The 14,051-nt window shown below is 57.8% G+C and carries 8 protein-coding genes and 1 tRNA gene; 5 read left to right on the forward strand and 4 right to left on the reverse strand.

Annotated elements, in window-relative coordinates; translation table 11 throughout:
• Positions 1–326 precede the first annotated feature (326 nt).
• Both OEG84_RS07900 and OEG84_RS07905 read left to right on the forward strand, forming a co-directional pair.
• Positions 327–2,375, forward strand: a complete 2,049-nt coding sequence (locus OEG84_RS07900) for a lytic transglycosylase domain-containing protein (protein WP_267656125.1) — start codon at positions 327–329, stop codon at positions 2,373–2,375.
• 170 nt (positions 2,376–2,545) lie between these two features.
• Complete coding sequence (locus OEG84_RS07905; RefSeq protein ID WP_267653237.1) at positions 2,546–3,472, forward strand: alpha/beta fold hydrolase; 927 nt, start codon at positions 2,546–2,548, stop codon at positions 3,470–3,472.
• 129 nt (positions 3,473–3,601) lie between these two features.
• On the opposite strand, the gene OEG84_RS07910 is transcribed toward OEG84_RS07905, so the two are convergent.
• The 3 genes from OEG84_RS07910 to OEG84_RS07920 form a co-directional block, all read right to left on the reverse strand.
• On the reverse strand, positions 3,602–4,558 hold the full coding sequence (locus OEG84_RS07910) for an NADH-quinone oxidoreductase subunit E (protein WP_267653238.1): 957 nt from the start codon (positions 4,556–4,558) through the stop codon (positions 3,602–3,604).
• A 163-nt stretch (positions 4,559–4,721) separates the two neighbouring features.
• Entirely contained in the window at positions 4,722–6,488 is a 1,767-nt protein-coding gene (locus tag OEG84_RS07915; RefSeq protein ID WP_267653239.1) for an OmpA family protein, read from the reverse strand.
• 176 nt (positions 6,489–6,664) lie between these two features.
• Positions 6,665–7,822: a porin gene (locus tag OEG84_RS07920; RefSeq protein WP_267653240.1), complete on the reverse strand. Its 1,158-nt coding sequence runs from the start codon at positions 7,820–7,822 to the stop codon at positions 6,665–6,667.
• Positions 7,823–8,568: 746 nt separating this feature from the next.
• Here OEG84_RS07920 and OEG84_RS07925 point away from each other — a divergent pair.
• From OEG84_RS07925 to OEG84_RS07935, 3 genes are all read left to right on the forward strand, one after another.
• The gene (locus OEG84_RS07925) at positions 8,569–9,753 is read left to right on the forward strand and encodes a porin (RefSeq protein WP_267653241.1); all 1,185 of its coding nucleotides are present in this window, start codon (positions 8,569–8,571) and stop codon (positions 9,751–9,753) included.
• A gap of 105 nt (positions 9,754–9,858) precedes the next feature.
• On the forward strand, positions 9,859–10,944 hold the full coding sequence (locus OEG84_RS07930; protein ID WP_267653242.1) for a tyrosine-type recombinase/integrase: 1,086 nt from the start codon (positions 9,859–9,861) through the stop codon (positions 10,942–10,944).
• A 192-nt stretch (positions 10,945–11,136) separates the two neighbouring features.
• Positions 11,137–11,226: transfer RNA gene (locus tag OEG84_RS07935), tRNA-Ser, on the forward strand.
• Between the two features lie 1,439 nt (positions 11,227–12,665).
• Here the strand turns inward: OEG84_RS07935 and OEG84_RS07940 are convergent.
• A protein-coding gene (locus tag OEG84_RS07940; RefSeq protein WP_267653243.1) for an IS3 family transposase occupies positions 12,666–13,792 on the reverse strand; the annotation gives its coding sequence in 2 pieces (ribosomal slippage) (positions 12,666–13,528 and positions 13,528–13,792; 1,128 coding nt in all).
• Between the last annotated feature and the right edge of the window lie 259 nt (positions 13,793–14,051).

The raw sequence follows: 14,051 nt of genomic DNA on the forward strand, positions 1-14,051 counted from the left end.
CCACCGACGCGGTCACGCCGGGTACATTTATATCTCTTGCTGCCGGATACAGGAAATCGCCGCGCCGGAAAAGCCTTGCCTCCGGATTGGCCATGCTTTTACCGATTTGCAGGCCGATTTCTGCAACCCTAGCCCAAACCTCATCGCCTGGCATCCGTAATTTCGCCGGAATAACTCATTTGAATGAATCCCATAAGCTTTTGTTAACTCTTGTTTCACCGCGAAATGCAAAGCTTGCGGCCTGAGCACGTAAAATTGGACGCGGCTGACGGACCAGCAAGCGTTCGAAAAATATCCAGGGATTGCCAATCCGGACCAACGCCATGATGACAAGAACCGCCGTAGTTGCGCTGCTGACGCTCTCCTCAGCCCTGGTCACTGTCACCGCGGCAGCCCCGCTGCCGGATGGCGACATCCCTCTACCCGCACCGCGTCCGCTTGCCTTCAGCGCGGAGACCACCGCCTCGGTGCCGCGTACCAGCGACACGGCGCCGGCCAGCCGTGAACTCAAGGCCGGGCTCGATGCACTGGCAGGCAAGGATCCTGCCCGAGCCCGTGCGATCCGCGATTCCATGCGTGCAGACACCCTGGACAATCATATTCTGACCTGGGCGATCGCGCTCTCGGGAATGGAAGGCGTGCCTTCGGGCGAAATCGCCGCCGCAGCCACCGAACTAAATGGCTGGCCTGGCCTCAAATCGCTGCGCAGTCTTTCCGAGCGCGCCCTGTTCTTTGAAAATCCGCCCGCACGCCAGGTACTGGCCGCCTTTGGCGACACCCGCCCCGAGACGGTAAAAGGTGCCATCACTTTGGTCCGTGCCTTGATGGCCAGCGGGGATGCCAAGAGGGCACGGTCGGTGGCGGCCAGTTTCTGGCGGACGACACGCATGGACAGCAAGGAAACAGCCATATTTCTGGGCGAATTCGACAGTCTGCTATCCAAATCAGACTATTTGCGCCGCATGGAGATGTTGCTCTATCGCGACCATGTCAGCGAAGCCAAGCCCCTGGCGGAGAAGGCCGGTGCGCAATCTCTCTACCGCGCCTGGGCTGCGGTCATCACCAATCCCAGGAATGCGGCGGGGGCGATATCGTCGGTACACTCGTCCTGGCATGACAATCCGGCCTATCTTTACCTGCGGATCCGCCATCTGCGCGAACTCGAGCGCAACAAGGAGGCAGCAGCCCTTTTCAAACAGATGCCGCGTGATCGCGCCGCCCTTGTCGATCCCGATGAATGGTGGATCGAGGCGCGAGTGGTCAGCCGTGGTCTTTACGAGCAGGGGGATGCGCGCGGCGCCTATCAGATTGCCGCTGCGCATCTGGCGTCAAGTCCCGCCGATTTTGCTGAGGCCGAATTTCATGCCGGCTGGTATGCGCTGCGCGGGTTGAAGGATGCGAAAACCGCATCCAAGCATTTCGCCGCCATTCTCTCGGTTGCCGACGGCCAGATCACCAGGGCACGCGCATATTACTGGCTTGGCCGCGCCGCCGAAGTCGGCGGCAGCGGCAAGGCGGCTGATCATTACAGCCGTGCGGCAAGCTACCCTTCGACATTTTACGGACAGCTTGCCAGTGCCCGGCTTGACCGCAAATCGCTCAACATTGCCTATCCATCGCCCACGCCGGCCGATCGGGCGCGGTTTGCCGGTCGGGAGGCCGTCCAGGCGATCCGCAAGCTTGAAAGCGCTGGCTTTGACGGCCGCGCAGACATTCTCTACCGCGCACTGGCGGGCGAACTCGACAGCCCCGGAGAACTGGCAATCCTCGCCGCCATGGCCGAAAAGCGCGGCGATCACCAGGTCTCGCTGCAAATCGGCAAGATCGCCTGGAACCGCGGTCTCGATGTCGCGGCACTCGCCTATCCGCTCGGTGCGGTGCCCGGCAGCGCCGACATCAAGGGATCCGGCAAGGCACTGGCCTATTCGATTGCCCGGCAGGAAAGCGCCTTCAACAAGGCCGCGGTCTCGCCGGCCAACGCGCTTGGGTTACTGCAAATACTCCCCGGCACGGCCAAGGGCGTTGCCGCCCGCTACGGCCTGCCCTATTCGAAAAGCCGCCTGACCTCTGACGCCGGTTACAACGCTACACTGGGCGCCCATTTTCTGGGCGAGCAGATCACCGACTTCGGTGGCTCCTATATCCTGACATTCATCGCCTACAACGCCGGTCCACGCCGGGTGCCGCAATGGATTGCGCGCTTTGGCGACCCGCGTGGACGCTCGCTTGACGAGGTGATCGACTGGATCGAGATGATACCATTCACCGAAACCCGCCACTATGTGCAGCGGGTGATGGAAAACTATCAGGTCTACAAGGCCCGCCTTGGCCAACCGGCGAGTATCGAAAAAGATCTCCGCTTCGGGCGTGGCTGACAGATATCCAGACGGAATAACGCCTTAACAACTACCGAACCCGACAATGCCCGGCACCGCACTGGGCGCCAGAACCATGGCAGTGAACGGCATCAGAATTATGCGGCACTGGTTTCAAAGCCAAAATGCGCTATAGCCTGATGTCACACGATCAGGGACGAACACGTAGCATGACGAATAACAATATCGAAACTCTGAAACCGGTCACCCACGAAGACGTCTTTTTCTCCGCCAGCGACGGCCTGCGGCTGCATGCGGCGGATTATGGCCGGCACGATCCGGCCACCCGCGGTCGTCTGCCGCTGGTCTGCCTGCCAGGACTGACACGCAACACCCGGGATTTCCATGATCTGGCTCTGCTCATATCCAGTCATGCCAAAACACCGCGGCGTGTGGTGAGCTTTGACTATCGCGGCCGCGGCCAATCCGGCTGGGACAAGGACCCGTCCCGTTACTCGATCGTTATCGAAGCCGAAGACGTGATCAACGGCATGGCAGCGCTCGGGCTGGAACACGCCATCTTCCTGGGTACTTCGCGCGGTGGGCTGATCATGCATGTCCTCGCTGCCATGCGCCCTGGCCTGATGGCAGCCGGCGTGCTCAACGACATCGGTCCGGTGATCGAAGGCGCGGGGCTCGCGCAGATCAAGGCGTATCTGTCACGCACACCAAAACCGAAGGATTGGACCGATGCCGGCCGCATCCTGGCCGAGGCGCACCACAAGAGCTTTCCGGCGCTTGGTGAGAGCGACTGGGTCGATTTCGCCCGGGCAATCTATGTCGAAAAGGATGGCAAACTCGTCCCCGATTACGATCCGGCCCTGCTCGAAGGCCTCAAGGGAGTTGATCTCAACACCCCGCTGCCAACCCTGTGGCCACAATTCGATGCGCTGGGCGCCATGCCGTTGATGGTGTTGCGCGGCCAGCATTCGACCCTTCTATCCGCAGCCACGCTGACCGAGATGCAGGCCCGCGTCACGTCACTGCAGACGGCGACCATCGACGGCCACGGGCATGCGCCGATCCTGCATCTGTCCGGTATTCCCGAGATCCTGACCAGCTTCTTTGCATCCGTCGACAAGTTACGAAAGCACTGACACACAGTTGGAGCAAGCTCCACGCATGTTCAAAATAATACTATTTTTCAATAGGATAGAACGTCGAATACATCGTGAACCGACGCATGACGCGCCGGTTCACCTGGTCTCGTCATCACCATGCCATGCTCAGCCGGGCTTCTTGCCGCCTCGTTTTGGCGTGGCAGCGGCCGAACTTGCCACTTCGCCCTTGGCGACACGCTTGGCGAAATCGGTTTGCCCACCCCTGGCCAGCACCTTGGCCTGACCGACCCAGTCCTCCCGTTCGATACGGCCCGGGAAGGCCAATCGTTCGCCGATATCCGCCTGTTCCTTCTTGGTCCAGGCCGCGATCTGGGCAAAGCTGTTGACGCCGATGCCGTTCAGCTTGGCCTCGTTCTGAGGGCCGATCCCCTTGACCTGTTTGAGGTTGTCCGGCACGACCGCAGCCACCGGCTTGACCTTTCCGGCTTTAGCGTTCGCGGGTTTGACCTTGGCGGGTTTGGCCAACGCAGTTTCGGCCTTGGCAGGTTTGGCTGCCGCAGCTTTGGTCGCAGCGGGTTTGGCACTTTTCGGTTTTGCCACAGCCGATTTGGTCGCCTTGGCTTTCGCCGTGGCTTCGGCCGGCGCAGCGCTGGCAGCCTGAACGTCAGTAGGCTTGGCACTCGACGATTTGGCAGGCGGCTTATCTGTCTTCGCCTTTGCCGGGCCAACACTAGTGGCCTTGGCCGGTTTGCGCTTCACTGCTGTTGGCGCCTTGCTCGCAGCTTTTGCCGCGCGTGTCTTGGACATTGCGACAGGCTTATCCGGTCCGGATGGCGCCTTCTCAGATATCCCCGCGTCTTTACTCGAGGTATCGGTTACGGAAGCGGCACCGGTGCCGAGCGCCGATGCAGGTTGCGGCGTTGATTCCGGCTCGTAATGTGGTCGCGGTGCAGCAAGTTCAGACGCTGTCGATGTCCGCGCAGCACCTTCGTGGGTCACGGCTGCGGCGGCGCCGGAGCGGCTCTGCGCACCCTTGCCCATAGTCCGTTTAAGCCAGCAGCCGGCCAGACAGCCAAGCGCAAACGCTACGGCGATCAGAAAAAAGGTTTGTAAAAACAGCATGATCATTCCACCCCCACCCTCTTGTCAGTACACCCGCTCATGTCCGGTCACGCGAGCAGGTTTTCCAACCCACGAACCCGCCAACCAGGAATGCACACAAAAGCCAGAACCACATATGCATGAACACGTAGGCCATCGTCTCCTCCTCCGGGGCAAAGCCCCATTATTTCAGCACTTGAAACTCAATACGGCGATTTGCCGCCTTGCCCGTGCTGGTACCATTTTCTGCCACCGGCCGGTCTTCACCATAGCCGATCGCCGACAGCCGGTCGGCTTCCACGCCGGTAGCAACCAGAAAATCGACAACCGAGGTCGCGCGTCGATTGGAAAGGTCCAGATTGGCGTCCTCCGCGCCGTCTGAATCCGTATGCCCGGAAATCTCCAGCCGGATGTTTCCACATTGATTGGCAACGAACGCGATGCGGTCAAGGAAGCCAAGGGAATGGAGTTGAATATTTGCTTGTGCACTATCAAACAGCACGGAATTCGCGCCGGTCACCAGGTCCAGCCGTTGCTGACAGGACGCCGGCTCCAGCACATCCACAGGCACCGGCCGCACCGCCACCTGCGTATCGGCTTCATAGCCCTCCGGCAGATCCTCAGCCATTGTCCGTTCAATGGCCAGCAGCGCCGCTGGGTTGAGGGCGTCTCCCTGTAACGTCAGCTTCCGGTCGACCAACCGAACCTCAGCATCATCAAGCCGGCTGAGCGCCTGCAAGGCTACCAATGCTGCCGCATCAAACCCTTCCGGGGCACCACCGGCAGTCTTTTGCCGATCATCAATCGCCAGCGTTCCAAATTTCAGCCCGGCTGTCTCCGCAAGTCGCGCCCGGATAGCCCCGCCTGGAACAAATCCCTGCAAAACGAGCCCTGCGTCAGATACGCTGGCCGACCATTCGAAGGGCGAGATCGCTGCTATGCCGATATCGGCGGTGCCAAGCACCAGCCCGCTGTCAAAACCGGCATCGAGAAGCTGCTGAACCTCGCGGAATTCATCGCCATTGGCGGCCTGCCCGGACAAATCCAGCACATTGCCACTGATCGAAGCCTGCCCTTCTACCAGATGCGATAGAACCGACATGGCTTCTTTCGAGGCCGCAAGCCAGTCGACACGGTCAGGCACGCCAGTTGCAAGCAGCATTTCGTCGACAAGTGGCACACCCGGTTTGGCCAGCCCGGCCGCATCGGCAATTTGCTGGCGGATTGCCAGGCTCGGCGCGTAGCCCCCCAATGTGATGCAGTCTGCATCAATTTTGGCCTTCCAGCCATAGCCATCGGACACCGCCGCAGGTGTGATTTCCACATCACCGAGAATCCCACCCGCAGGTAGCGGTTCGGAAAGGGCGGTCAATGCGGCCTCATGATCTTCAGGATTGAGCGCCTGCCCGCTCACATTGACGACAGTATCTGTGATTTCCACAGCCCCGGTGGAAAACCAGGAAAATGCCGCAAGCCCGAAATCGGCCAATTCCGTCAACTGCGCGGGCGCGCCGCGCGCCAGTTTCATCTGATCCAGCAATGCAATTCCTGGAAGCATGGCGGTCAGATCGGCAATTACCTGTTTGCGTGTTGTCTCGTTGGGTACGAAACCGCTCAACGTTACGCCGCTTTCGGTTTTTGCAGCCGACAGACGATAGGGCGACTGCACCGGCAACAAGCCTGATGCGTTCTCCACCACGCGCACACCGTAAAGATTTTGGGTAATTTCGAGCACTTTGGCGCGGCTTGGCTCGTCGGGTGCCAGGCCGGTGAGCCTGAGATCGCGCCCGCGCACCGAAACTTGAACCCATCCCTGATGGGGTTCCAGTGCCAGGAGCGCGCGCTTTCTGAGATCGGCTTCAATGGTATCGGCGCGAAACCACATCGCCAGAGCGGTCAGACACGCGACCGTCGCCAGCCCCGGCCAGATCCAGGATTTCCAGTTGACCATGATGTCTCCGCCAAGAATTCGTCATGGGCGAACCTAGCATCGCACATCCGGCTTGGCCAAGCCAAAAGCCGGAAGGGGCGGAGAACGGTGGCTACGGGCATAGCATTGCCGGAACAAGGACAAAAAAACCCGGCAGCCTAGGCTGCCGGGTTCTATCAGATCAAACCGAGGTTTGATTAGAACGAGCGCTGCACGCGGAGCATGGCGCCGAAGTCGCCGTCGGTGCCTGCGACACCGCTGTCAGCATAGACCAGTTCCGGGGTGATCACGAGACCAGGGACCAGCGTGTAGTTGACGTTACCAACAATCGACCAAGCGTCGGAGTTAGCAGCAATGTTGCTTTCGATCCACTGACCCTGAAGGTTGATGGTTGCCTTTTCAGACACCTTCAGCGAACCACCGCCGATAACCGACCATGTTTCGTCGGTGCGGGCGCCGTTTGCCCAAGTGGTGTAACCCGAAGAGTTTTCACCATACATGACCATTGCGAAGACCGAAGCCATGTCGTTGATGGCTACGTCGGCGCGGAGCTTGGCAGCCCAGCCGCCGTACTGAACGGCACCCAGATCGTCACGGGAATCCCATGCGAACACACCGGAGAGATCGACCATGCCGGCATTGTAGCCAAGACCGACGACAACATGCGGCATGTAGTCATCAATACCCCAGCCGGCGCGTGCCGTAGCGGCAAGCGCAACACCGTTAACATATCCTGTATCACTAGCACCCTGCTCAAGAGCGATAGCTGCGCGGAAAGCGCCGCCATTGTAGGTGTAGCTGATCAGGTTGGTGTCAAACGGGCCGTAGGAACCATCGTTGATCACGGCGCCGGCATAACCGGTGAAGGTGGTGAACAGCGATTCGTCCTTACCAACGCGCAGACCACCAAGCTGGATCCAAGCGAAGTTCAACGACAGGTTGGTGCCATGGCTATAACCATTAGCTGTCGCAACGGGGAAAGTTCCCGGAACAACATCCTGGTTATCCGACCAGTTGAAACGGGTCTCGGTGTAGGTGCGCAGGGTACCGAGTTCGGTTTCCGAAGCGGTCGATGTGCGGAACGAGAAACGCATGTTCTGGCTGTAGGTTTCGTCACCGGTACGCGAAGTGTGCGCGAACAGGTCGCCGCCCTGGATGTCGTAACGCAGGTAGCCGTGGATGCGCAGGCAGGTTTCGGTGCCCGGGATGTAGAAGTAGCCGGTGCCGAATGCATCGCAAACGCGGACATATTCAACGGGTTCCGGCTCAGCTGCAACGATAGCGTCTGCAGCGCGAGCGCCGGATACAGCAACGAGGGCTGCTGCGGAGCCGAGGAGTAGGCTCTTGATGTTCATGTTCTGACCTCCAGTCAAAAGTATTTAAAGGGTCTGGGTTTTCGCTGAAGGACAGCATTCCCTGCCCCATCCCCACGATGGAAGAAGAAAGACGGTGCCCGCCTTGGCTTCGAAAATGAACATACTCGCCAGCGCCGACCGCGCAACGCCGATCAACCCGGTTGGCAGGTCCCCGGCATGCCTTCACATCGGCCTGTTGCACAAATGACACGAAATCTGAGCCAGCCGGGCGATTTGTTTACCTCTCATTAGGATTCTCGCCCTCATCGAGCTCGGATTCCTGATGCCTGACACGAGAATCAGCCGGAAAGTCGGGATTTAGCGTGGCATTGCTGATTCCCTTGTTTTTGCGGCAAATTGGAATCAACAGCGCAGAAACCTGACACCAACATGCAACGCAGCTTTCTTGCCTTCTTTATGTAGCCGCCCCGGCGCCCGCGGCCTGCCCGGCACAGCGGGGCTTGTATTATAAGGGATGGCATTGCCTGCAGTATGCCAGTGAGGGCCGCACCCATCCGCCCGGCCGCTGATATTTTAGCCAGGACGGACGAGCGTTAAGAGCAAAACGGAGGCATCGTTGGTCCGCGGGCAGAAGGGCCATCGCCTCATTCATCCGCCATGCAGACACAGCTCGCCGAACCTGAACGCGTTTTTTCAAGTGAAGAGAAGTAATAATTATTGTTATATAACAAATGGATAGCTCGAGATGTAATGTTCCCGCTCATCTTTTGACTGGAGGTCAGAACATGAAAATCAAGAGCTTACTCCTCGGCTCCGCAGCAGCCCTCGTCGCTGTATCCGGCGTTCAGGCTGCCGACGCTATCGTCGCAGCTGAGCCGGAACCCGTTGAATATGTTCGCGTTTGCGACGCATTCGGCTCCGGCTACTTCTACATCCCGGGCACCGAAACCTGCCTGCGCATCCACGGCTACATCCGTTATGACATTGGCGGCGGCGACCTGTTTGACCGCACCTCTGCGACCGGTGACGAAACCTACAACCAGCGTACTCGCTTTTCGTTCCGTACGTCGACGGCTTCGGAAACCGAACTCGGCACTCTTCGCACCTACACCGAGACTCGGTTCCAGTGGGATACCAACAGCAACTACAACACAGCTGCCCCTGCCGGTGCTGCTGACGGTTACGACACCTCGTCCGAATTCTCGGTCAACTTCGCCTGGATCGAGCTCGGCGGTCTTCGGGTTGGTAAAAGCGAATCCGCGTTCATCACCTTCACCGGTTATGCCGGCAACGTAGCGAACGATGACTTTCTCTTCTCTGCAGGCCCGTATGACACCAACCTGCTCAGCTACACCTACAATAGTGGCGCCTTCAGCGCGATCCTTTCACTTGAACAGGGCGTCAACAGTTATGGTGCAGCAGGCACCAAATATGATGCTAATGCCTTCAACGGTGCGAGCGGCGCAAGGGGACAAGGATGGGGCATCGACGATTACATGCCGCATGTTGTCGCTGGCGTTGGCTACGATGCCGGTATGATTAATCTGCGTGGCATCTTCGCATGGGATTCCCGCGATGATTTCGCAGGCGAGATCCGTGGCGGTTGGGCTGCCAAGCTTCGTGCCGACGTCACCATCAATGATCAGGCTTCGGTCTTTGCAATGTTGCTCTATGGTGAAAACTCGTCTGGTTACACCACATGGGCCAACGGCACCGACGACGATGAGACCTTCGCCGTCATTGCGGGCGGTTCTTACCAGCTGACAGAGAAAGCAAGCCTGAACGTTCAAGGTAACTGGCGCGAAAGCAATACGGCCGGTGAGGACGACGCATGGAGCCTCGTCGGCAACGTCATCTATGAGGTTGTTCCTGGCCTGACCGTGGCTCCGGAAATCGCATGGGAAGATAACGGAGATGTGAACGACGACGGCGACTTCGGCGGTTTCCTCCGCGTACAGCGCTCGTTCTGATATCAGATATTCACTGGTTTCATGGACTTATGCCAGCGGCCTCCGTCGCCGGCATACTCATTTTCGCACGAAAAAATTTGGTTCCGACGCGAGTCGGAACCGTTAATGGCTAAAAACACACTTGATTTTAAGAATGCAATTGGAGTTTACAATTCCGGGAAGTATCCCCTGGAAGTTGCATTCGTGTTCACCCCATTGGGCCATCAGCCCCCCACCCCTCCGCGCTCCACCGCTATTGACCTTGTTTCCCTCTGGCGACAGCACGCCGGAGTTCTTTGGGAAAGCGGTCCTCACAAAGACAGTTGTCGTGCCTTTATTTTTGAAATACACGACTTCATGGTATTGCAAAACATTGCAACCTATGATGACATTTTGATAGATAAGCTGGTTGATCGCTTTCGAAGTCGCGGCAACCGAAATTCAACCATAAATCGCAAATTATCAGCGCTCTACCGGTTGTTACGGAAAGCAAACAGGAGCGGACAGATTCCACGGCTCCCAACTTATGTTCGTTTACGCGAACGCAACTCCCGCGTGCGGTTCCTGACCGCTGCGGAAGAGGCGTGGATGTTTCACACCATCGCCCAGCACAACCCGCATCACGAACTTCTGTGCCGTTTTCTGGTTGATACAGGTGCCCGTGTCGGCGAGGCTCTGGCACTCAAATGGAACGATATTCAGGGCAATACCGCCACTTTCTGGATCACCAAATCCGGCAAAAGCCGCTCGGTTCCTTTAACGATTCGCGCCGCCCAGGCGCTAAGTTCCGCACGAAGGTTTGGTGGAATCGGGCCCTTTTCAACAATTTCCTATCCAAATTTCAAATATAATTGGAACAGGGCGCGAAAGCTCAATAATTTTGACAATGACCCGCATATGGTGCCACACATCCTGCGCCACACCTGCGCCTCGCGCCTCGTACAGGCCGGGATTGATCTCAGGCGGGTACAGAGCTTTCTCGGCCACCAGACCATCCAGATGACCTTGCGTTACGCCCATCTCGCCACCGACGATCTTGACCAATGTGCAGTTGCGCTTGACGCGATCAACAGCACGACTGGCACAAGAGCTTCGACAACCAAGCCCTCTCCACGGCAGGCAAAGAGCAAGCCGGCGCCGAAAAAAACCAGAGAAAACCGACAGGCCGAACGGCGGAAAGCGGCGCAACCCCTGCAAAACAACACCGCATAGCAGGCGTGAACATCTCGCCCCCTAAGGCCTGTCGCGCAAAAATGTGCAGCGGATTTGCGATTAAGAAATTCGAATGCAAAGAGCAGATGCGCGTCATCCGGGCCCGGTTTGCTGCGACGCGCTCCAGTCCTCGGCTCTTCCATCAAATTTCTGTTGATTACCACGCCACGCTAAGGTAACAGACCACTCAACGGAGAGGTGGCCGAGTGGTCGAAGGCGCTCCCCTGCTAAGGGAGTATACCGGGAACGGTATCGAGGGTTCGAATCCCTTCCTCTCCGCCACTTTATTTGAGTAACTGCATGTTTTTATTGAAAAATATGAGTTTAACTCCTACGAGACCCTACCAATATCCCTAACTTGTCGACTTGTGCTGATGCAAAACTCATTGCAAATCGCTTTACCAGCACACCTCGAATTGCCACCTACCGAATCTGGGGCATCAAGACGGCTTGACGATTCTGGGAAACCCGCCTCTATTGCCGTCGAAGTCACTGTTTGCGGGTCACGGCTTGGAACCTCAGATAAAAACTCCAATGATTATGGTACTATTCGCGGCGGCGTTGGCGGGATGTGTCTCGTCAACGGGCGAAAGTATCCCCGGCCCCAGCGGCGCAGCTATGTCCCAAGCAAAATGCAACGGATCACCTAATGGCTGCATGAAACAGGCTGCTGATATGTGCAAAGGCCCCTACCAAGTTATTGATAGCTCCAGCAATGCAGGCGGTCTTTTGGCCGACATCCTGCCTGGACCTGTCACTTGGTACCGAATGTCATTCCAATGTGGAAAATCAGACGGCAGAATGCCTACTTTCCCGTTTCGTGGTCAGCAATACACGCCGCCTCCGGTTGTTTTTTCAAAACCAACTACGACAACCTGTAACAGGTTCGGCAATAGCGTAACCTGCAACAGCTATTAAGGGCTGACACGGTCTTCATTTTGTCACCAGATTAGCCAACGCCCGAACATAGCCATCCCCGCCCGTTCCGCTTGCTTGTCCAGCGCCTCACCGTGCTCCGCGAGCCTATCATAAGTTCGCCAGTGCATCCCCTTTGGCTTTTCCGGGAACGGGTCATCCGTGCAAGGCGAACCGCCATGCCGCCGTCTGAATTTTTGGGCTTTCGATAGCGCTCGCTGATAAGGCGCTTCATGCTGCGATTGATAGGCTAGGTTCCAGCACTTGCGGCACCGGTAGTGCGTGCCGCCGTAAAGCACGGAGCATTTCCCACGACATGAGAGACAAACGAACCAGCGCCGCCGACCGCCGAAATGCTGTTGCGAATAGGCAAAGGGAACTGTCTCGCTCACCTCCTGCCAATCCACGACACCATACGCCCGATATTTGTAGATTAATTCCATACTGTTTTCGTGCATCCGAAAGCGGATATCGCCTGAAGGCTCCCCGCCCCGGCTCCATGATAACGAGCCATAGTATCCCGGTTGCAGCATTCCCCGCCTTCTGAGAAAGGTAAGTTCAATGCGGGTATAGCTTTCGCATGTGTCCCTGCTTCCGCACCGCCAGATATTTCCAGAGCCTATTCCGCCCATTTCACCGTCTCCGATTTAATCGAAATCATGTGGGAAATCGAACGCTTTGAAAAAGCGCTCTCAGGTTTTTCTTTTTTTCTCTTTTGGGTTTTGTTTCTCTCTAAGGTCTCGGTATCCGTATCTGTCTCTGTATATCGATATGGCGTGCCCCCATCAGGTGGTCCGGTTTGATTGTTAGTGCATCATGGGCGTCTGGTCCATCGGGACAATGCTTTCCGGCGCGGGCGGGCGGTAGCCCAGAGCGCTATGCGGCCTGACGGTGTTGTAGTGGATACGCCATTGCTCGATCAGGATTTGCGCCTCCCTTAGGCTGTAGAAGATTTCGCCGTTCAGCAGCTCGTCGCGGAACCGGGCGTTGAAGCTTTCGCAGTATCCGTTCTCCCATGGTGAGCCTGGCTCTATGTAGGCCGTCTTGGCTCCAACAGCTGCAATCCAATCCCGCACTTTCTGGGCGATAAATTCCGGCCCATTGTCCGACCGAATGTATTCCGGCGGGCCGCGCAGGATGAATAGGTCTGTCAGAGCATCCAGCACGTCCGTTGAGTTGAGCTTGCGGTCCACGCGGATCATGAGTGCCTCCCTGGTGTATTCGTCGATGATATTCAGCGTCCGATAGACGCGGCCGTCAGCGGTTCGATCCTGGACGAAGTCGTAGGACCAGACGTGGTTTGGCCGTTTCGGTCTGAGACGCACACATGATCCGTCGTTCAGCCAAAGCCGCCCCTTTTTCTTCTGCTTTTGTGGCACTTTCAGCCCTTCACGCCGCCAGATGCGCTCAACCCGCTTATGGTTTACCTGCCAGCCCGCGTTGTTCAGCAGACCGGTGACCATGCGATACCCATAGCGCCCGTACTTGTCGGCCAGTTCGATGATATCATCGGTCAGCCGTTCTTCATCTGCCCGGCCCTGTGGCACCTTGCGCTGTGTGGATCGGTGTTGTCCGAGCGTGCGGCAGGCGCGGCGTTCTGATACGCCGAGCTCCCGCCGCACATGGTCGATGCACTTGCGCCGACGCGAAGGGCTTAGAAGTTTCCCTTTGCCGCCTCGGTCAGGATGAGTTTGTCCAGTGTCAGGTCAGACACCGCCCGCCGAAGCCGCTGGTTCTCCTTCTCCAGCTCTTTCAGCCGAGTGAGTTGAGATCGCTGCATCCCGCCATAGAGCTTCCGCCATCGATAAAACGTCTGCTGTGTCACGCCGATCTGGCGCACCGCGTCAGCAATCGTCGCACCTTGCCCTTGCAGAACTTCAACCTGCCGAAGCTTCGATACAATCTCTTCCGGCTTCTCTCGTTTTCCAGCCATCGCTGATCCTCCAATTTGAGGGATAATCTATCCCAGTTGGTGGACCACTTTCAGGGGGCAACTCCACCGTCAACGACGTCATCTCCTGACCAGACTCCGCGGTCTGAACCATCCGGTCGATAGGCGCTCGTATCGCAATCGGGTACCAATTCCCGATGGATCACACCCCAATCCCGTCCCAGACTGCCAGCGATCCCGTCACCGGCATGCCCTTTTCCATCAAGCCCCGCAGGCGACACAGCAGATCAACCTGCACCTA

Source organism: Hoeflea algicola (assembly GCF_026619415.1).
GTDB lineage: Bacteria > Pseudomonadota > Alphaproteobacteria > Rhizobiales > Rhizobiaceae > Hoeflea > Hoeflea algicola.

What these genes read in the sequence shown, in the direction of transcription:
- OEG84_RS07900 (WP_267656125.1), top strand. Translation starts at nt 327, where the DNA reads ATGACAAGAACCGCCGTAGTTGCGCTGCTGACGCTCTCCTCAGCCCTG.
- OEG84_RS07905 (WP_267653237.1), top strand. Translation starts at nt 2,546, where the DNA reads ATGACGAATAACAATATCGAAACTCTGAAACCGGTCACCCACGAAGAC.
- OEG84_RS07910 (WP_267653238.1), bottom strand. Translation starts at nt 4,558, where the DNA reads ATGCTGTTTTTACAAACCTTTTTTCTGATCGCCGTAGCGTTTGCGCTT.
- OEG84_RS07915 (WP_267653239.1), bottom strand. Translation starts at nt 6,488, where the DNA reads ATGGTCAACTGGAAATCCTGGATCTGGCCGGGGCTGGCGACGGTCGCG.
- OEG84_RS07920 (WP_267653240.1), bottom strand. Translation starts at nt 7,822, where the DNA reads ATGAACATCAAGAGCCTACTCCTCGGCTCCGCAGCAGCCCTCGTTGCT.
- OEG84_RS07925 (WP_267653241.1), top strand. Translation starts at nt 8,569, where the DNA reads ATGAAAATCAAGAGCTTACTCCTCGGCTCCGCAGCAGCCCTCGTCGCT.
- OEG84_RS07930 (WP_267653242.1), top strand. Translation starts at nt 9,859, where the DNA reads ATGGCTAAAAACACACTTGATTTTAAGAATGCAATTGGAGTTTACAAT.